15 protein-coding genes are annotated in these 15,432 nt (G+C 55.0%); 4 read left to right on the forward strand and 11 right to left on the reverse strand.

All coding sequences use genetic code 11. The features are described 5' to 3' along the window. Positions 1-113: 113 nt before the first annotated feature. A complete protein-coding gene (locus BLW10_RS01375) occupies positions 114-692 on the reverse strand; it encodes an OmpA family protein (RefSeq protein WP_091331751.1) in 579 nt (192 codons plus the stop codon). Positions 693-1,078: 386 nt separating this feature from the next. Between BLW10_RS01375 and BLW10_RS01380 the strand changes: the two genes are divergently transcribed. Beyond that, the gene (locus tag BLW10_RS01380; RefSeq protein WP_091331753.1) at positions 1,079-3,214 is read left to right on the forward strand and encodes an HAD-IIB family hydrolase; all 2,136 of its coding nucleotides are present in this window, start codon (positions 1,079-1,081) and stop codon (positions 3,212-3,214) included. After that, entirely contained in the window at positions 3,211-4,050 is an 840-nt protein-coding gene (locus BLW10_RS01385) for an HAD-IIB family hydrolase (RefSeq protein ID WP_091331755.1), read from the forward strand. Before BLW10_RS01380 ends, BLW10_RS01385 begins: the two co-directional genes overlap by 4 nt. A 152-nt stretch (positions 4,051-4,202) precedes the next feature. Here the strand turns inward: BLW10_RS01385 and BLW10_RS01390 are convergent, their stop codons facing one another. The 10 genes from BLW10_RS01390 to BLW10_RS01435 all read right to left on the reverse strand — a co-directional run bounded on the left by BLW10_RS01390 (position 4,203) and on the right by BLW10_RS01435 (position 13,419). Beyond that, positions 4,203-5,003 carry a DUF4412 domain-containing protein gene (locus BLW10_RS01390; RefSeq protein ID WP_091331757.1) on the reverse strand — a complete coding sequence of 267 codons (801 nt, stop codon included), beginning with the start codon at positions 5,001-5,003 and terminating at the stop codon, positions 4,203-4,205. Between the two features lie 110 nt (positions 5,004-5,113). Then, complete coding sequence (lipB, locus tag BLW10_RS01395) at positions 5,114-5,776, reverse strand: lipoyl(octanoyl) transferase LipB (protein ID WP_091331888.1); 663 nt, start codon at positions 5,774-5,776, stop codon at positions 5,114-5,116. Further along, complete coding sequence (locus tag BLW10_RS01400; RefSeq protein ID WP_091331759.1) at positions 5,773-6,042, reverse strand: YbeD family protein; 270 nt, start codon at positions 6,040-6,042, stop codon at positions 5,773-5,775. The genes lipB and BLW10_RS01400 overlap by 4 nt, the downstream gene beginning before the upstream one ends. A gap of 4 nt (positions 6,043-6,046) precedes the next feature. Next, positions 6,047-7,186: a D-alanyl-D-alanine carboxypeptidase family protein gene (locus tag BLW10_RS01405; RefSeq protein ID WP_091331761.1), complete on the reverse strand. Its 1,140-nt coding sequence runs from the start codon at positions 7,184-7,186 to the stop codon at positions 6,047-6,049. Between the two features lie 120 nt (positions 7,187-7,306). After that, entirely contained in the window at positions 7,307-7,837 is a 531-nt protein-coding gene (locus BLW10_RS01410; protein WP_091331890.1) for a septal ring lytic transglycosylase RlpA family protein, read from the reverse strand. Positions 7,838-7,882: 45 nt separating this feature from the next. Then, a complete protein-coding gene (gene rodA, locus BLW10_RS01415) occupies positions 7,883-9,013 on the reverse strand; it encodes a rod shape-determining protein RodA (protein WP_091331763.1) in 1,131 nt (376 codons plus the stop codon). Continuing rightward, positions 9,003-10,877 (reverse strand): penicillin-binding protein 2, encoded by a 1,875-nt coding sequence (gene mrdA, locus BLW10_RS01420; RefSeq protein WP_091331765.1) that lies wholly within the window; start codon positions 10,875-10,877, stop codon positions 9,003-9,005. Before mrdA ends, rodA begins: the two co-directional genes overlap by 11 nt. Before the next feature lie 5 nt (positions 10,878-10,882). Beyond that, positions 10,883-11,401 carry a rod shape-determining protein MreD gene (mreD, locus tag BLW10_RS01425; RefSeq protein ID WP_091331767.1) on the reverse strand — a complete coding sequence of 173 codons (519 nt, stop codon included), beginning with the start codon at positions 11,399-11,401 and terminating at the stop codon, positions 10,883-10,885. Then, the gene (gene mreC, locus BLW10_RS01430; protein ID WP_342707495.1) at positions 11,398-12,288 is read right to left on the reverse strand and encodes a rod shape-determining protein MreC; all 891 of its coding nucleotides are present in this window, start codon (positions 12,286-12,288) and stop codon (positions 11,398-11,400) included. Before mreC ends, mreD begins: the two co-directional genes overlap by 4 nt. Positions 12,289-12,372: 84 nt before the next feature. Further along, complete coding sequence (locus tag BLW10_RS01435) at positions 12,373-13,419, reverse strand: rod shape-determining protein (protein ID WP_091331771.1); 1,047 nt, start codon at positions 13,417-13,419, stop codon at positions 12,373-12,375. 235 nt (positions 13,420-13,654) lie between these two features. On the opposite strand from BLW10_RS01435, the gene gatC reads away from it, so the two are divergent. Then, the gene (gatC, locus tag BLW10_RS01440) at positions 13,655-13,942 is read left to right on the forward strand and encodes an Asp-tRNA(Asn)/Glu-tRNA(Gln) amidotransferase subunit GatC (RefSeq protein ID WP_091331892.1); all 288 of its coding nucleotides are present in this window, start codon (positions 13,655-13,657) and stop codon (positions 13,940-13,942) included. After that, a complete protein-coding gene (gene gatA, locus BLW10_RS01445; RefSeq protein ID WP_091331773.1) occupies positions 13,942-15,396 on the forward strand; it encodes an Asp-tRNA(Asn)/Glu-tRNA(Gln) amidotransferase subunit GatA in 1,455 nt (484 codons plus the stop codon). The genes gatC and gatA overlap by 1 nt, the downstream gene beginning before the upstream one ends. Positions 15,397-15,432 lie beyond the last annotated feature (36 nt).

The following is a 15,432-nucleotide window of genomic DNA, read 5'->3' on the forward strand; positions in this document are numbered from 1 at the left end:
ATCAAATCAGGCACCCTTCGGGCCAGATTCGGGCAAACTTCAGACACACTTCAGAGGGGAGCGCGGCGCGGCGGCTGTAAAGACGGGGCCGCGCTCGCGCAAACGGCAGGCGCTTAGTATTCGGCTTTGATCCGCACGCGACGCTGTTCAACGGAGAAAATATCGACGCCGGAGAGCATCTCGGACTTGCCACGGCTGTCAACGGAGATGATGTCTTCCGCCGGAATACCTCGGCTAATCATGTAATCTTGCACGGCTTGCGCACGACGCAGACCGAGTTGATAGTTGTAGGCATCCGAGCCTTTGGCGTCGGTATGGCCGGTCATGGAAATGCGCTCGCGCACCGAAGAGTTCTTGACCTTTTCGATATAGTCATCTAAGCGACGCAGTTCGTTATCACTGACGACATTTTCGATGCGGTATTTATCGAACTCAAAATTCAAGCGCACGGTGAAATCTTTGGGCGCGGCTTCATCGGACACGCCGCCGTAGCAGGGTTCGAGTTCATCTGAACCGTGTATACTCTGCCAGCATTTGTCGTAATTCGTGACCCAAGCTTGACGTTCGGGCTTGGCTGACCAAAAGTGCTCGTCATCATAGCCGCCGGCCAGCACTGCTGAGGTTGACAGCATGGCTGCGACAACCGGAATTGCGAGGGCGGACAGGCGTTTTACAACACTGTGTTGGCGCATTTTATGAGCTTCCCATTTAGGTGGTAGGAGAGACTGGCATCATCGCATCCGCTGCTGCGCGGTGAGCGCCGATCTGTTGCAAACCGTCGGCATCCGGAGGCGACACAAAAAAACGGGTCGTTGTGACGACCGAGACATTTTAGCCGACAAACGCCGCTTGAAGTGCAACTTTTTATACATTCGCTGCATATTTACAACATTTTTCGCTGAAAGGCAAGATCCGTGACACGACACCGGCCTTGAACTCAAGCCGAATCAAGTTGTTGACCGCGAATCGCGCCTGTTACATCTTTACAACAAAGCGGCGGCGTCCGGTTTTAGTGCTGTGACACATTTGGAGAGGCACCGCTCGTCGCGGTCGCCAAAAAACGGGGAGATTTCACCCAATGTATATTTTGATGCTCAGTATTCACGGCTTGATCCGAGGCCATGATCTCGAACTCGGACGCGACGCCGATACCGGCGGCCAAACCAAATATGTGGTCGATTTGGCCCGCGCTCTGGGTGAACGCGCTGATGTGTCGCGGGTTGATTTGGTGACGCGGCGCGTAGTCGATCCGGCAGTGAGTGCCGATTATGCCGCGCCGCTGGAATCACTCAGCGACCGCGTGCGGATTCTCCGCCTCGATGCCGGCCCGGACGGGTATCTGCCCAAAGAACAGCTTTGGGATCATCTCGATAGCTTGGTTGATACGCTCACCGCGCTGCTGCATGAACAGGGTCAGTGGCCGGACATCGTACACAGTCATTATGCTGATGCCGGGTATGTCGGGGCGCGGCTGGCTAATCTAATCGGTGTGCCGCTGGTTCACACCGGCCATTCTCTCGGACGCGATAAGCGCCAGCGGTTGCTGGCTGCTGGTCTCGATAGCGATCAAATTGACGCCCGCTATAACATGCTGCGCCGCATTGACGCAGAAGAAACCACGCTCGCCAGTGCTGAATTAGTGATTACCAGCACGCACAACGAAATCGAAGAGCAATACGGCCTCTACGATTATTACCTGCCGGAGCGGATGTGTGTGATTCCGCCGGGCACGGATCTCAAACAATTTCATCCGCCGACGGATACCGATCCGCCGCCGCCCTTTGCCGAAGACATCGAGCGGTTTCTCGATGAGCCGGATAAACCGCTAATTTTGGCGCTCTCACGGGCCGATCATCGCAAAAATATCGTCGCGCTGGTCGAAGCCTATGCCGAGCATCCGCGTTTGCGCGAGCGGGCGAATCTGCTGATTGTCGCTGGCAACCGCGATGACATCCGCGATCTCGACGAGGGCGCACGCACGGTGCTGACCGATCTGCTGATTACTATTGATGCCTATGATCTCTATGGTCAGGTCGCAGTGCCGAAACATCACAGCGCCGACGAGGTGCCGGAAATTTATCGGCTGGTGGCGCGTTCGGGTGGCGTGTTTATCAATCCGGCACTCACCGAACCATTCGGGCTGACGCTGCTGGAAGCGGCGGCAACCGGCTTGCCGTTGGTGGCCACCGAGAACGGCGGCCCGGTCGATATTATCGGGAATTGTCATAACGGGCTGTTGGTCGATCCGCTCGACCGCACGGCGATTGCCGAGGCGCTGTTGACGATCTTGGAAGACCGCACGCTCTGGACGACCTATTCACAGAACGGTCTAGCTGGTGTGCGGCGGTTCTATTCGTGGCAGGCTCATGCCGAACGTTATCGCGCTTTGATCGGCCCGCTGGCGGAACGCCATGAGCACATCCCAGACACGCCGCCGATGCGCCGCGCACTGGTCTATCGCGATCGGGCGTTGTTTACCGATCTCGATCAAAGTCTGCTCGGCGATCCCGAGGGCGTGGAACAATTTGTGGCGATGATGAAGCGCAATAAACGCTGCGCGAATTTCGGCATTGTCACTGGACGGCGGCTCGATTCGGTGTTGATTGAACTCAAGCGCCACAGCATTCCGGTGCCGGATGTGCTGATTACCAGTCTTGGCACCGAGATTCACTACAGCGGGCAATTGGTGCTCGATGATTACTGGGCCGATCATGTCGATTATCTCTGGCAGCCGCGTGCGGTGCGGCGGGCGCTGGCTGAGGTGCCCGGACTGGTGCCACAACGCCAGATTGAACAGAGCCGCTTCAAGATTTCCTATCACTATGATCCGACAGTTGCACCTGCGGTGGACGACATCGCCACGCTGTTGCGCACCTGCGAACTGAGCGTCAACGTGATTCATGCGTTTGGACAGTTTCTCGACATCGTGCCGATTCGCGCCAGCAAGGGGCAGGCGGTGCGCTATGTGGCGCATCGCTTCGGCATTCCGCTGGAACAGGTGTTGGTGGTCGGCGGTTCGGGCGCGGATGAGGACATGATGCGCGGCAATACGTTGGCGGTGGTGGTGGCGAATCGTCATCACGAAGAGTTATCGCAGCTTGCCGAACTCGACCGGATTTATTTTGCGCAGCAGGCCCATGCAAAGGGGATTCTGGAAGCCATTGAGTATTATGACTTTTTCCGCACCTGCCGCGTGCCGGAGGTGAGCGCATGAACACCCGCCCACTGCTGCTCTGTACTGACTTAGATCGCACGCTGCTGCCGAATGGACAGCAACCGGAATCCCCGCAAGCGCGTCCGTTGTTTGCGCAGCTGGTTGCGGAACCTGATGTGACGCTGGCCTATGTGACCGGACGCCATCAGGTGCTGATTGAGGCGGCGATTGCGGATTATGCGGTGCCGGTGCCGGATTTCATCATCGCTGATGTTGGAACCAGTTTGCTGGTCAAGGTCGGCAGTGGTTGGGAGCGGGTGCGCGAATGGGAGACGGAATTTGCCAGCGATTGGGCCGGGCCAGCGATGATTGCCGAATGGCTGGCGGATATGGCGCAACTGCGCTTACAGGAACCAGACAAGCAGGGGCCGTTTAAGCTCAGTTATTACACGCCACTCGAACTCGATGTGGCGGCACTGCGGGCGCAGATTCGGGCGCGGTTAGCGGCGCAGGGAAGTGGTGCGAATCTGATTTGGAGTGTTGACGAGGCCGCCGGTGTGGGCTTGCTCGATGTGTTGCCGCTGAATGCGTCTAAACGCCATGCTATCGAGTATTTGATGCGGCGCACTGGACATACGCTCGACAGCACGCTGTTTGCCGGTGATAGCGGCAATGATCTGGAGGTGTTGGTCAGTCCAGTGCGGGCGATTCTGGTTGCCAATGCTGCACCGGAGGTGCGCGAGATGGCACAGGTGCAGTCGGCGGTGCTGGGGTTGTGCGATCAGCTTTATTGTGCGCGCGGCTGGCGCGGACTCAATGGCAATTATGCGGCGGGGATTCTGGAAGGTGTGGCGCATTTTCGGCCTGATTTGGTGGCGCGGTTTGCAAGTAGTTAGTGCCCTAATCGTGTCAAGTCCCGCGAGATTATAGACACGCTTTTTGAAGCGTTCGGGGCGCTGATTCGACATGTGTTTGGCGTCCAGCCGCCAGCAATTAACCAACCGCGAAAAAATTGGGTTGCCGCCTTTGGCAACCCAACCTTATAAACTCAGGGATGTCCAGCCGGAGCACCAGCGGCTCCAGCAGCATCAGGCGCATCCATCTGCCGTTCCTTATAATCAGCCGGAATTTCAAACTGACTCGCTGCCATTGACTCACGGCGAATCACGCGCACTTCGCTTTCGCTTTCCATATCCGTGCCCATCAGCTGCATTTTGGATTTGGTTAAAATAGGATAACCCTTAACTTTATCCATTTCGGCTTGTTGTGCGCGACCGGCGTCAGAATTGGCCAACAAACCATCTGGGCCAGATAGACTCATTAAATCGGTATAACGCTCCAATTCTTTTAAATCTACCTCTTCAGTCGCCCAAATTTCCTGCTCAATATCCATCATGCCGGTTTTAGTGACGCGATATTTACGACAATTCCAGCCATTGATTGTGCGTGTTTCATCGGTCACTTCAACGGTGATCTGGGTTTGTTCCATCATGGCACGCATTTGATCCATGCCTGGCTTAGACATACCTTCCATCATGCTTTTGGTATTGATTTTATAAAACTCTTTGACGCCGCGATTCATAAACAGCATATCACCGGTCGCCGGATCGAGGATCATATCGGTTCCATTCGGATCAGCACTTGCCACCTTCATTTTGCCGTATGCAACAAAGGTGTGACTAATTTCTTCAGTCGGTTCCTCACCGCTCAATCCCGAACTGCGATTGACGGTTTCAATAAAAATACCGTCCTCGTCAGCCAGCACCAAAGCTGGAGCGAGCATGAGTGCTAATAACGCAGCGAGTGCTAATGCAGTGAGCCGCGTAGAACGCATAATAGGATGAAACATCGGTTTTCCTGTATGTTGATGAGAGAGCATGATTGATTGAAACCGTCACAACATGCAACGGCATTTGAGACCATATAAAAGCACCGTGAATAATCGACTCGCGCCACTCATTAGTGCTGAAAGCTGGAAGCCGCAAGCGGGTTGCTAAACGCTAAAATTGTGCTCTGTAATTGGGTACTCAATGCCTGCCGCACATCAGCAAATTGAATACTCGGGCAGAAATCAGCTAATTGCGTCACCGCTAGGCCGGAATAACCACAGGGATTGATGCGCTGAAATGGCGCTAAATCCATATCAACATTAAGCGCCACGCCGTGATAACAACACCCCTGCCGCACGCGCAATCCAAGCGCCGCAATTTTCGCCTCAGCGACATAGACGCCCGGCGCATTCACGCGACGCTCACTCTGAACACCGTATTGTGCTAACAACAGCATCACCGCTTGTTCCAGTTGCGCCACGAGCCGCTTGATACCGATACCCGCTCGCCGCAAATCGAGTAGCAAATATGCAACAAGTTGCCCCGGGCCATGATAGGTCACTTGACCACCGCGATCCGTCTGAAACACTGGAATCGCGCCCGGAGCGAGCAGATGTTCGGGACGCCCCGCCTGACCGAGCGTAAACAGTGGCGGATGTTCGAGCAACCAGAGTTCATCGGGCGTGGTTGCGGTGCGGGTCGCAGTAAACGCCCGCATCGCCGCCCAGGTCGTCGCATAATCCTGCAATTCGTGGAATATTTGCACCCGCAACGGCGGCAGCGTGCGATTCACAGCGCCCACGCAACGAGTTCATGGGCGCTTAATTCCCGATAGATGGCGTCGAGCTGGGGTTTGCTGTGCGCCTCAAAAGTCAGGGTGACTGCAATCCAATTGCCGCCTCGGCTCTCGCGCACCGACAGCGCCGTTTCATCGACGCCCGCCGCGTGACGGCTGACGATCTCGACTACCACTGCCTCCAGCCCGCGCTTAGCTGGCCCCATCGCTTTAATTGCAAAGCGACACGGAAAGGTTAATAGTGTTGCGTGTTCAGCGGTCATGCTATTAAAACATCCGCAAAAAGCTGTCTTTAGCATATCGCCAAAGACCGCCCTTCGGTAATTCTTGCAGCGCAACCAATGGAATGCGCGTGACTTCTTCTGTACCTAATGCAATCACCACCTCACCGAGTCGTTCACCCTGCGCAATCGGAGCATTTAAATCGGGGGTTTTTTCAAGCCGCGCACTCAGCTTGTCATATTGACCACGCGGAATAGTCGCAACCACATCGCGTTCTGGCCCGGCGGCCAGTGTTTCCTGCTCACCAAACCATACACGCAAATTTTCAATTGGCTGACCAACTGGATAAAGCTTATGGCTTTCATAGGTGCGAAAACCATAATTCAATAATGCCAAACTCGCTTCAGCACGCGCCCGTGGACTCGATGATCCCATCACTACCGAAATCAAACGCATATCATCGCGTTTCGCTGAACCGATTAAACAATATCCCGCTGCTTTGGTATAGCCAGTTTTAATGCCATCGGCTGACGGATCGCGCCGTAACAATGGATTTCGATTCGGCTGCGTGATGCCATTATAGGTAAATTCCAAATTGGAATACCACGCATAATATTCGGGAAACTCACGAATTAATGCCACCGCCACTCGCGCCATATCGCGAGCGGTTGTATAGAGTTCTGGGTCGGGTAAACCATTCGGATTGGTGAAATGACTGTGCGTCATACCAAGACGTTGCGCATGCGCGTTCATTAAATTCGCGAAAGACTCGACATTCCCCGAGACATATTCTGCCAGCGCAACACTCGCATCATTGCCCGACTGAATAATCATGCCTTTAAGCAAATCTTCTAAACTGACACGCTTACCGACTTCGATAAACATTTTCGAGCCGCCAGTGCGCCAAGCTTTTTCACTGACCAATACCTGATCATCGAGTTTAATCCGCTGTGCCGCTAATTCACGGAACACCGCATAAGCCGTCATAATTTTGGTCAAACTCGCCGGCTCAAGCCGCTCATCGGCATTCAGTTCAGCTAATGTCTTGCCGGTATGGAAATCGACCAGCAAATAGCCACGCGCATCGAGCTCCGGCGGCGCTGGAGTCGTCGGTTGCGCCATGACCGGCACTGCGCACACACAGAGCAGCAACCATAGAAGCAAAGAGTGTAAAGAGGGTTTCATTAAAACGGTATCCACAACGCTAAAGTCGCAAGAGAAAGATTGTGGCGCATTTTACTCTTCAAATCGCAAAAATGGCACAGTGTTTCAGTTTTGCGCCGACCGCTCACTGGCAGCTAACAGCTAATCCCGTCCCGCCAGCACATCCCACACAGGGCGTTTCGGCTCAACCGTGCGCACTTCGACCAACGCCGTGCCGCTGCGTTTTAGCCCTAATTTCACCGCCGCCGTGTACGAAAGGTCGATCACGCGATCTGCATGAAACGGGCCGCGATCATTCAGCCGCACAATGATACTGCGACCATTTTCCAGATTAGTGACGCGCACATAGGTTGGCAGCGGCAGCGTTTTGTGTGCAGCACTCATCGCATACATATCGTAAATTTCGCCGCTACTCGTTTGGCGACCATGAAATGGACGGCCATACCAAGACGCTTGGCCGCGCTCGACATGGCCGCGTGCTGATTTTTGCGTGAAATACCGCTGCCCTAATACCACATAGGATTCGGGATTACCGGATTTAGCCAACGGCTCAAATTTTGGCACCGCATCGGGAATCCGCATGATTGCAGCTTCATCGAGTTCACCCTGACTGGCACAACCCGCTAAGATAAGCAGCAACAGACTCACAATAAATAAGACTGGATAGCGCATAGCGATCAAGCTTTTAGTTGATTTGTCGATTTTTTGTTTATCAATTTATTGTTTAGCGCGATGTGTTTCAATCGACATTAACATACCAAAACCAGCCATCAATGTGACCATTGACGTGCCACCATAACTAATTAACGGAAGCGGCACACCGACCACAGGTAAAAGTCCGGTCACCATGCCGGTATTCACAAAAAGATAGATAAAAAATACCAGCGTTAGCCCACCAGCCAGCAGGCGCTCATAATTATCTTGTGCCCGTGCCGCAATCATCAAACCGCGCCCAATAATAAACAAATAAATCACCATCAGCGCGACAATTCCAGTAAACCCGAACTCTTCGCCAATGACGGCAAAGATAAAATCGGTATGCCGCTCGGGTAAAAATTCCAGATGGGACTGCGTACCATGCAGCCAGCCTTTCCCTGAGAGTCCACCTGAACCAATCGCAATTTGCGATTGAATAATATGATATCCGGTGCCCAATGGATCGGCCTCAGGATTCATAAAAGTCAGCACCCGCGCTCGCTGATAGCCGTGCATATTCATCCAGACTACTGGCGCAACCGCTCCAGCAATTGCAGCGAGTCCGGTAATCATGCGCCAACTTAATCCAGCGATAAAGAGCACCGTGATACCAGCACTAACAACGAGCAGTGAGGTGCCTAAATCGGGCTGTTTGGCAATTAACCCGACTGGAATCATAGTCAAAATTGCCGCTAATAATAAACTCGGCCAGCGCGGTGGTAGACGTTGGCGCGATAAGACCCAAGCCACGGTCATTGGGACTGCGAGCTTGAGTATTTCCGACGGCTGAAATCGCACTATACCAAAATCGAGCCAACGCTGTGCGCCCTTGCCAATATCACCAACAATCAGCACGGCAATTAACATCAGCACGCCAAATCCATAGAGCGCCAATGACCAACGTTTTAACTGACGCGAATGAATTTGCGCAATCGCCAGCATGAATGCAAACGCCATTCCGAGACGAATGACCTGCCGTTCAATCACAATCCATTCATGATCACCGGCGCTATAGAGCACGACTAGCCCAAATCCGCACAACGCAAGCAAGCCAGTCATCAAGGGCGCATCAATATGCAGTCGTCGTAACCAGCCATTTTCGGGCGCATCAACTTGCCAATTAAAGCGCGAATCTAACGGATTAATCGCCATCAACAACCTCGGTAGGCACTTCGGGCAGCGGGGTACCGCCGAGATAGGCGTCAATTACGCGCCGCGCAATGGGGGCAGCGGTCGCACCACCAGAACCGCCATTTTCAACCAGCACGGCGACTGCAATACGCGGATCTTCAACCGGCGCAAAAGCAATAAAAAGCGCGTGATCGCGGAGTAATTCCGAGATTTTGGTCGCGTCATAGCGTTCTTTTTGCCCGATGGTGAATACCTGTGAGGTGCCGGTTTTGCCGGCGATGCGGTAATCATTTGAGCGAATGCGTTTACCAGTGCCGCGCTGACTTTCAACCACTTTAGCCATATTTTCAATCGTAATATCCCAATCACCGGAATTGGTAATCGAAATTTGCCGACTCATCATCGGAAAGACAGTTGCGGTATCTGCACCCGGAACACGCCGTGCATAGGCTAAACGTGGTTGAATCAGCCGTCCTTTATTCGCTAATGCGGCAGTTGCGGCGGCTAATTGCATCGGTGTCGCTAAAAAATAGCCTTGACCGATGCCCATAATCAGTGTTTCACCAGGATACCAGGGTTGATTGCGTACCCGTTCTTTCCAGTCCCGCGACGGTAATAATCCAGGCAATTCACCGGATACATCGACGCCTGTCCGTTCACCAAAGCCAAATTCAGCAAGAAAGCCGTGCAACTTATCGACGCCCATTTGATTGGCTAACCAATAAAAATAGACATCACAGGATTCTACGATGCTTTGTTCTAAATCAACGGTACCGTGTCCGCCGCGTCGCCAACAGCGGAAGCGATGTTTTTGTCCGGGGAGCGAAAAATACCCGGGGCAATAGGTAGTTTTACGTGGTGTAATAAAGCCGAGTGATAACCCGCCGAGACCGACAAAGGGTTTAATGGTTGAGCCGGGCGGATATTGACCGCGAATAGCGCGGTTATAAAGCGGTTTATCGGGTGAATAGAGCAGGGCATTATAATTACTTTGGCTGATACCCTCGACAAAGAGATTCGGGTCAAAACTCGGCGTGCTGACCAATGCCAGCACGCCGCCACTGCGCGGATCAATCGCGACAATTGCGCCGCGTGATTCACCTAAGGCAGCAGTTGCGGCGCGTTGTAAGCCAATATCAAGATAGAGATATAAATCCTGTCCGGGCGCAGGTGGTGTGCTCGAGAGGGTGCGTAAAATTCGCCCGCGAGCATTGACTTCGACTTGTTGATGTCCAACTTTTCCGTGTAAAACATCTTCATGGGCTAATTCAACACCGCTTTTGCCAATAAAATTAGTGCCGGCATAATTGCCTTTATCAATGCGGGCTAATTCTTTTTCATTGATGCGCCCGACATAGCCGAGTACATGCGCGGTGAGTAAGCCTTGCGGATAGGTGCGAATTAACTCGGCTTGTACTTCAACGCCGGGAAAGCGATGTCCATCGACTGCAAAGCGGGCGACTTCTTCGGGGGTGAGATTTTGGCGAATTGGCACCGGCTGAAAACGCATCCGCTGCCGTTTGAGCCGTTCAAACCGCGCTAAATCGCTTTCTTCAATCGGAATCAGGTGTCTGAGTTCGGCAATGGTCGCGTTGAGGTCATCGACTTTTTCAATCATGATCGCCAATGAAAATGACGGATGATTTTCCGCTAACACAATGCCTTTAGCATCGAAAATCAGGCCGCGATTCGGCGGGACGGGTTGAATTTTGACGCGGTTTTCTGTGGAGAGCACCGTAAAATGATCGTGGCGCTCTAATTGCAGATGAAACAGCCGCATGAGAATAGCGCCCACACCGAGCAGCACGAATGCGCCTGAGACCAGAGCGCGAGTGCGCACCAGCCGCTGTTCGCGCTGGCGATCCTCCAGACTGCTTTCGAGCATGGGGTTCAACCCGGCCCCAGACGGCGCTCAAATGGAGCCAGTAGCCAGGCCATGAGCGGCCAAAATGCCAAGCCGACCAGCGCCGAACCCCAGTAGGTGAGCGCCGGCATCGGCTGTCCGGTTGCGCCGATGATCCAGAGCGTCAGCAGGCGCTCGGCGAGCAGGATCAAGGCGACAAAGAAAGCTTGTTGCCAGGGCGGAAAGATGCGGATACGTGGACGCAACACCAGCGCCAGATACGCCGTGACCGAGAGCGCCAGCGCGTGTTGTCCGAGCAACGCGCCAGTGAGCACATCGAGCATCAGCCCGACGATAAAGGCGGTAAAAATGCCGACGCGCTGCGGCGTGGCAAAGCACCAGAACAGAATCGTGAGCACCGCCCAGGGTGGTCGATAATCCCAGGGCCAGCTTGGAATCGGCAGGATGGTCAGATACATCGCCAGCGTGAGCGTGAGCAGAATCGGCCACAGCGGTTGCTGCAACTGATAGGCAGGCTTGATCGAACGCTTTTTGACCAGCTTCACTGCGGCATCTCGCGCGGCTGGAACGCTTCAGCCGTCAGCGCTTGCAGGCGCGAGGTTTCGTTGAGATTCCACACTAATAACACTTCGCGGCTACGGTCGAGGCGGGCGGTTGGGTCAGCGAGCACGGTTGTAAACGGATTGTCAGGATCTTGGCGCACGGTTTTGACCCGCGCCACCGGATAGCCAGCTGGAAAGCGCCCATCCATGCCCGAGGTGACTAGCAGATCGCCGACGCGCACATCGGCATTTTTCGGGATATAGAGCAATTCGAGATCCTGATTCGGCCCGGTACCGGCGGCAATGGTGCGCAAGCCGTTGCGGTTGATTTCCACCGGCAGCGCATGATCGGAGTCGGTAATCAGCAGCACCACCGATGAAAACGAATTGGTGCGAATCACCTGCCCCATCACCGCATTGGCATCGAGCACCGGCTGACCGACGAACACGCCAGCATTGGTGCCTTTATTGAGCAACACCTGCTGGCGATATGGGGCCAGCTCGACGCCCATAATCTCAGCAATCAACACCCGCTCGCCAACATCGAGCGACGAACCGAGCAGGTCGCGCAGTCGGGCGTTTTCGGCTTCCATCGACTCAAATTGCTGCAACCGCGCTTTGAGCAATAGATTTTCACGATGTAGCCCGGAGTTCTCATCACGCAATTGATCCTGACCGGCCAACCGTTCCCGCGCCTCACGAAAAAGCTGACTGGGGCGATCAGCAGCCAGTTGCAGCGGATAGGTCACCAGCGACAGCGTGGTGCGCAACAGCTCCAGATGATGCTGATGATGGTCGGCAATCAGCAGTCCGAGCGCCAGCAGCACCGCGAGGATGACGCGGACGTTCGGAGAAGGGCCAGGGTTAAACAGCGGTTTAATGGTCGCAATCCTCGGCGCAGGCCGTCAGCAGAATGACAGGGTGACAGACTGATTCTAGGGTGATTGGCGGTGATTCGGGATCGTTCGGGATGGTTATTCAGTCGCAAACAGCGAGCTTTCCTGGGTATCGAACATTTCCAGTACCACGCCGCCGCCCCGCGCCACGCAGGTGAGCGGATCTTCAGCGACGAATACCGGCAAGCCGGTTTCTTCTTCGATCAGTCGATCAAAGCCGCGCAACAGCGAACCGCCGCCGGTGAGCACAATGCCGCGCTCGGCGACATCCGCGCCGAGTTCGGGCGGGGTTTTTTCGAGCGCCATTTTCACCGCCTGCACCACCATCGACAGCGGCTCTTGCAGGGCTTCGAGAATCTCGTTGCTGTTGAGGGTAAAACTGCGCGGCACGCCCTCGGCGAGACTGCGGCCCTTGACATCAATTTCGAGCACTTCATTGCCCGGAAACGCCGAGCCGATATTGTGCTTGATGCGCTCGGCGGTCGCCTCACCGATTTGGGTGCCATAGTTGCGGCGCACATAATTGATGATCGCATCATCAAAGGTATCGCCGCCGATGCGCACAGATTCGGCATAGACAATGCCGCTTAAAGAAATAATTGCGACCTCGGACGTGCCGCCACCGATGTCGATGACCATGCAGCCGCGTGGCTCATGGACGGCTAATCCAGCACCGATGGCGGCTGAGATCGGCTCTTCGATCAAATACACCTCACGCGCTCCCGCGCCAGCGGCGGATTCTTTGATCGCCCGCCGTTCGACCTGGGTTGAGCCACAGGGCACGCAGATCAACACCCGAGGACTCGGGCGCAAAAAGCTGGTCTCATGCACTTTATGAATAAAGTACTGCAACATTTTTTCAGTGACGGTGAAATCAGCGATCACCCCGTCTTTCATCGGTCGAATCGCGGTCACATTTTGCGGCGTGCGCCCAAGCATCTGCTTGGCTTCTTCACCGACGGCGACGACCGTTTTGGTGCCGCCTTGACGCTCGTGCCGAATGGCCACGACCGAGGGTTCATTGAGCACAATACCGCGACCTCGGGCGTAGATCAGCGTGTTGGCCGTCCCCAGATCAATGGATAGATCATTGGAGAACATTCCGCGAATGTTTCTAAAAAGCATCGGTAAAGATACCTTCCGGGTGGTGAGGAACGCCTAGATCGGTTTGGCGTCGCCGAGGGAGGAGAGTGGCCCGGGTCTCGGTTCCGATACGGGATCCCTGGATGATTGGGGCGCTAATCTAGCAATGCCGACGGGGATCGGCAAGGCGTTCGCCGCTGTTGTGCGGTCATCGCATCGGCGGCGCGGCGAATGTATGCTATTTTCACCCGTTTTTACTGCCAACGGCGACTGTACTATGTCCCTAGATTGCACCGACATTGACAAGATAGCCCATCTGGCGCGTTTGGCGATTGCGCCTGACGACCGGACACGGTATGCCACCGATCTAAGCCGCATTCTCGATTTAGTCGCGCAGATGGCGGCGGTTGACACCACTGGGGTCACACCGATGGCGCATCCGCTGCACATGGCGCAGCGCCTGCGCCCCGATCTGGCCAGCGAACCGAATCAACGCGAACGTTTTCAGTCCATTGCCCCGTTGACTGAGGGTGGACTGTATCTGGTGCCAAAGGTCATCGACTGATGCAGAATAAATCCATTGCGCAACTGGCCGCCGATTTGCGGCTCCGCACCTATTCAAGCGTCGAGCTGACGCAGCATTATTTAGAGCGTATTGCGCGGCTGGATCCGACGCTCAATGCCTTTATCACCGTCGCCGCTGACGCGGCGCTCGATGCGGCGCACCGCGCTGATGCCACGCTCAAACGCGGCGACGCTGGGCCGCTGACCGGCATTCCGATTGCGCATAAGGATATTTTTTGTACCCAGGGTCTCAGAACGAGCTGTGGATCGCGGATGCTGGATAATTTTATCGCGCCCTATGATGCCACCATTGTGGAACGCTTGGCGGCAGCAGGTGCGGTGGTGCTCGGCAAGACCAACATGGATGAATTTGCGATGGGGTCGAGCAATGAGACGAGCTGGTATGGCCCAGTAAAAAATCCCTGGGATACAACGCGCGTGCCGGGCGGCTCGTCGGGCGGCTCGGCGGCAGCGGTAGCGGCACGCTTGTGCGCAGCGGCCACCGCGAGTGATACCGGCGGCTCGATTCGCCAACCGGCGGCGCTGTGCGGCATCACCGGCATCAAGCCGACCTATGGGCGTTGCTCGCGCTGGGGCATGATTGCCTTTGCCTCGTCGCTCGATCAAGCGGGCGTGATGGCGCGGTCGGCGGCAGATGCGGCCTTTATTCTCGATGAGATGGCCGGATTTGATGAGCGCGATGCGACCAGCGCCGCGCTGCCGGTGCCGGATTATGTCGATGCGCTGGATGACGATTTGCACGGTCTGCGCATCGGCTTGCCCAAAGAATACTTTGGGGCCGGACTGGATGCGCGGATTGGTGATGTCGTCATGGCCGCGATCAAGGAATACGAAGCACTGGGCGCGGAGCTGGTCGAAATCAGCCTGCCCAATAGTGCCCTATCGGTGCCGGTCTATTACGTGGTTGCGCCTGCGGAATGCTCGTCGAATTTGGCGCGATTCGATGGGGTACGCTACGGACATCGCTGTGCCAATCCGGTCGATCTGGAAGATCTTTATAAACGCAGTCGCGCCGAAGGCTTTGGCCCCGAAGTGCAGCGACGCATTATGATCGGCACCTATGTGCTTTCAGCGGGGTATTACGATGCCTATTACCTGAAAGCGCAGCAAATCCGCCAGTTAATTGCTGCGGATTTCACCCGCGCCTTTGAACAGGTGGATGTCATCATGGGGCCGACGAGTCCGACGCTGGCGTTTCCATTGGGGTCAAAGCTGGATGATCCGGTCGCGATGTATCTCAATGATATTTATACCATTGCGACGAATCTAGCGGGCTTGCCGGGGATGTCGATTCCGGTTGAGCCGGTCGCTGGGCTGCCGGTCGGGTTGCAGATTATCGGCAATTATTTTCAGGAAGCGCGTTTGCTCAATGTCGCGCATCGCTATCAGCATGTGACCCACTGGCATCAGGCTGCACCTGAGGGGTGTGAGTAAATTCAGCTTCCAGCTTTCAGCCGCTAGTTTTCAGCT

Origin of the sequence: Allochromatium warmingii (assembly GCF_900107145.1) — a bacterium.
Taxonomy (GTDB): Bacteria; Pseudomonadota; Gammaproteobacteria; order Chromatiales; family Chromatiaceae; genus Thermochromatium; species Thermochromatium warmingii.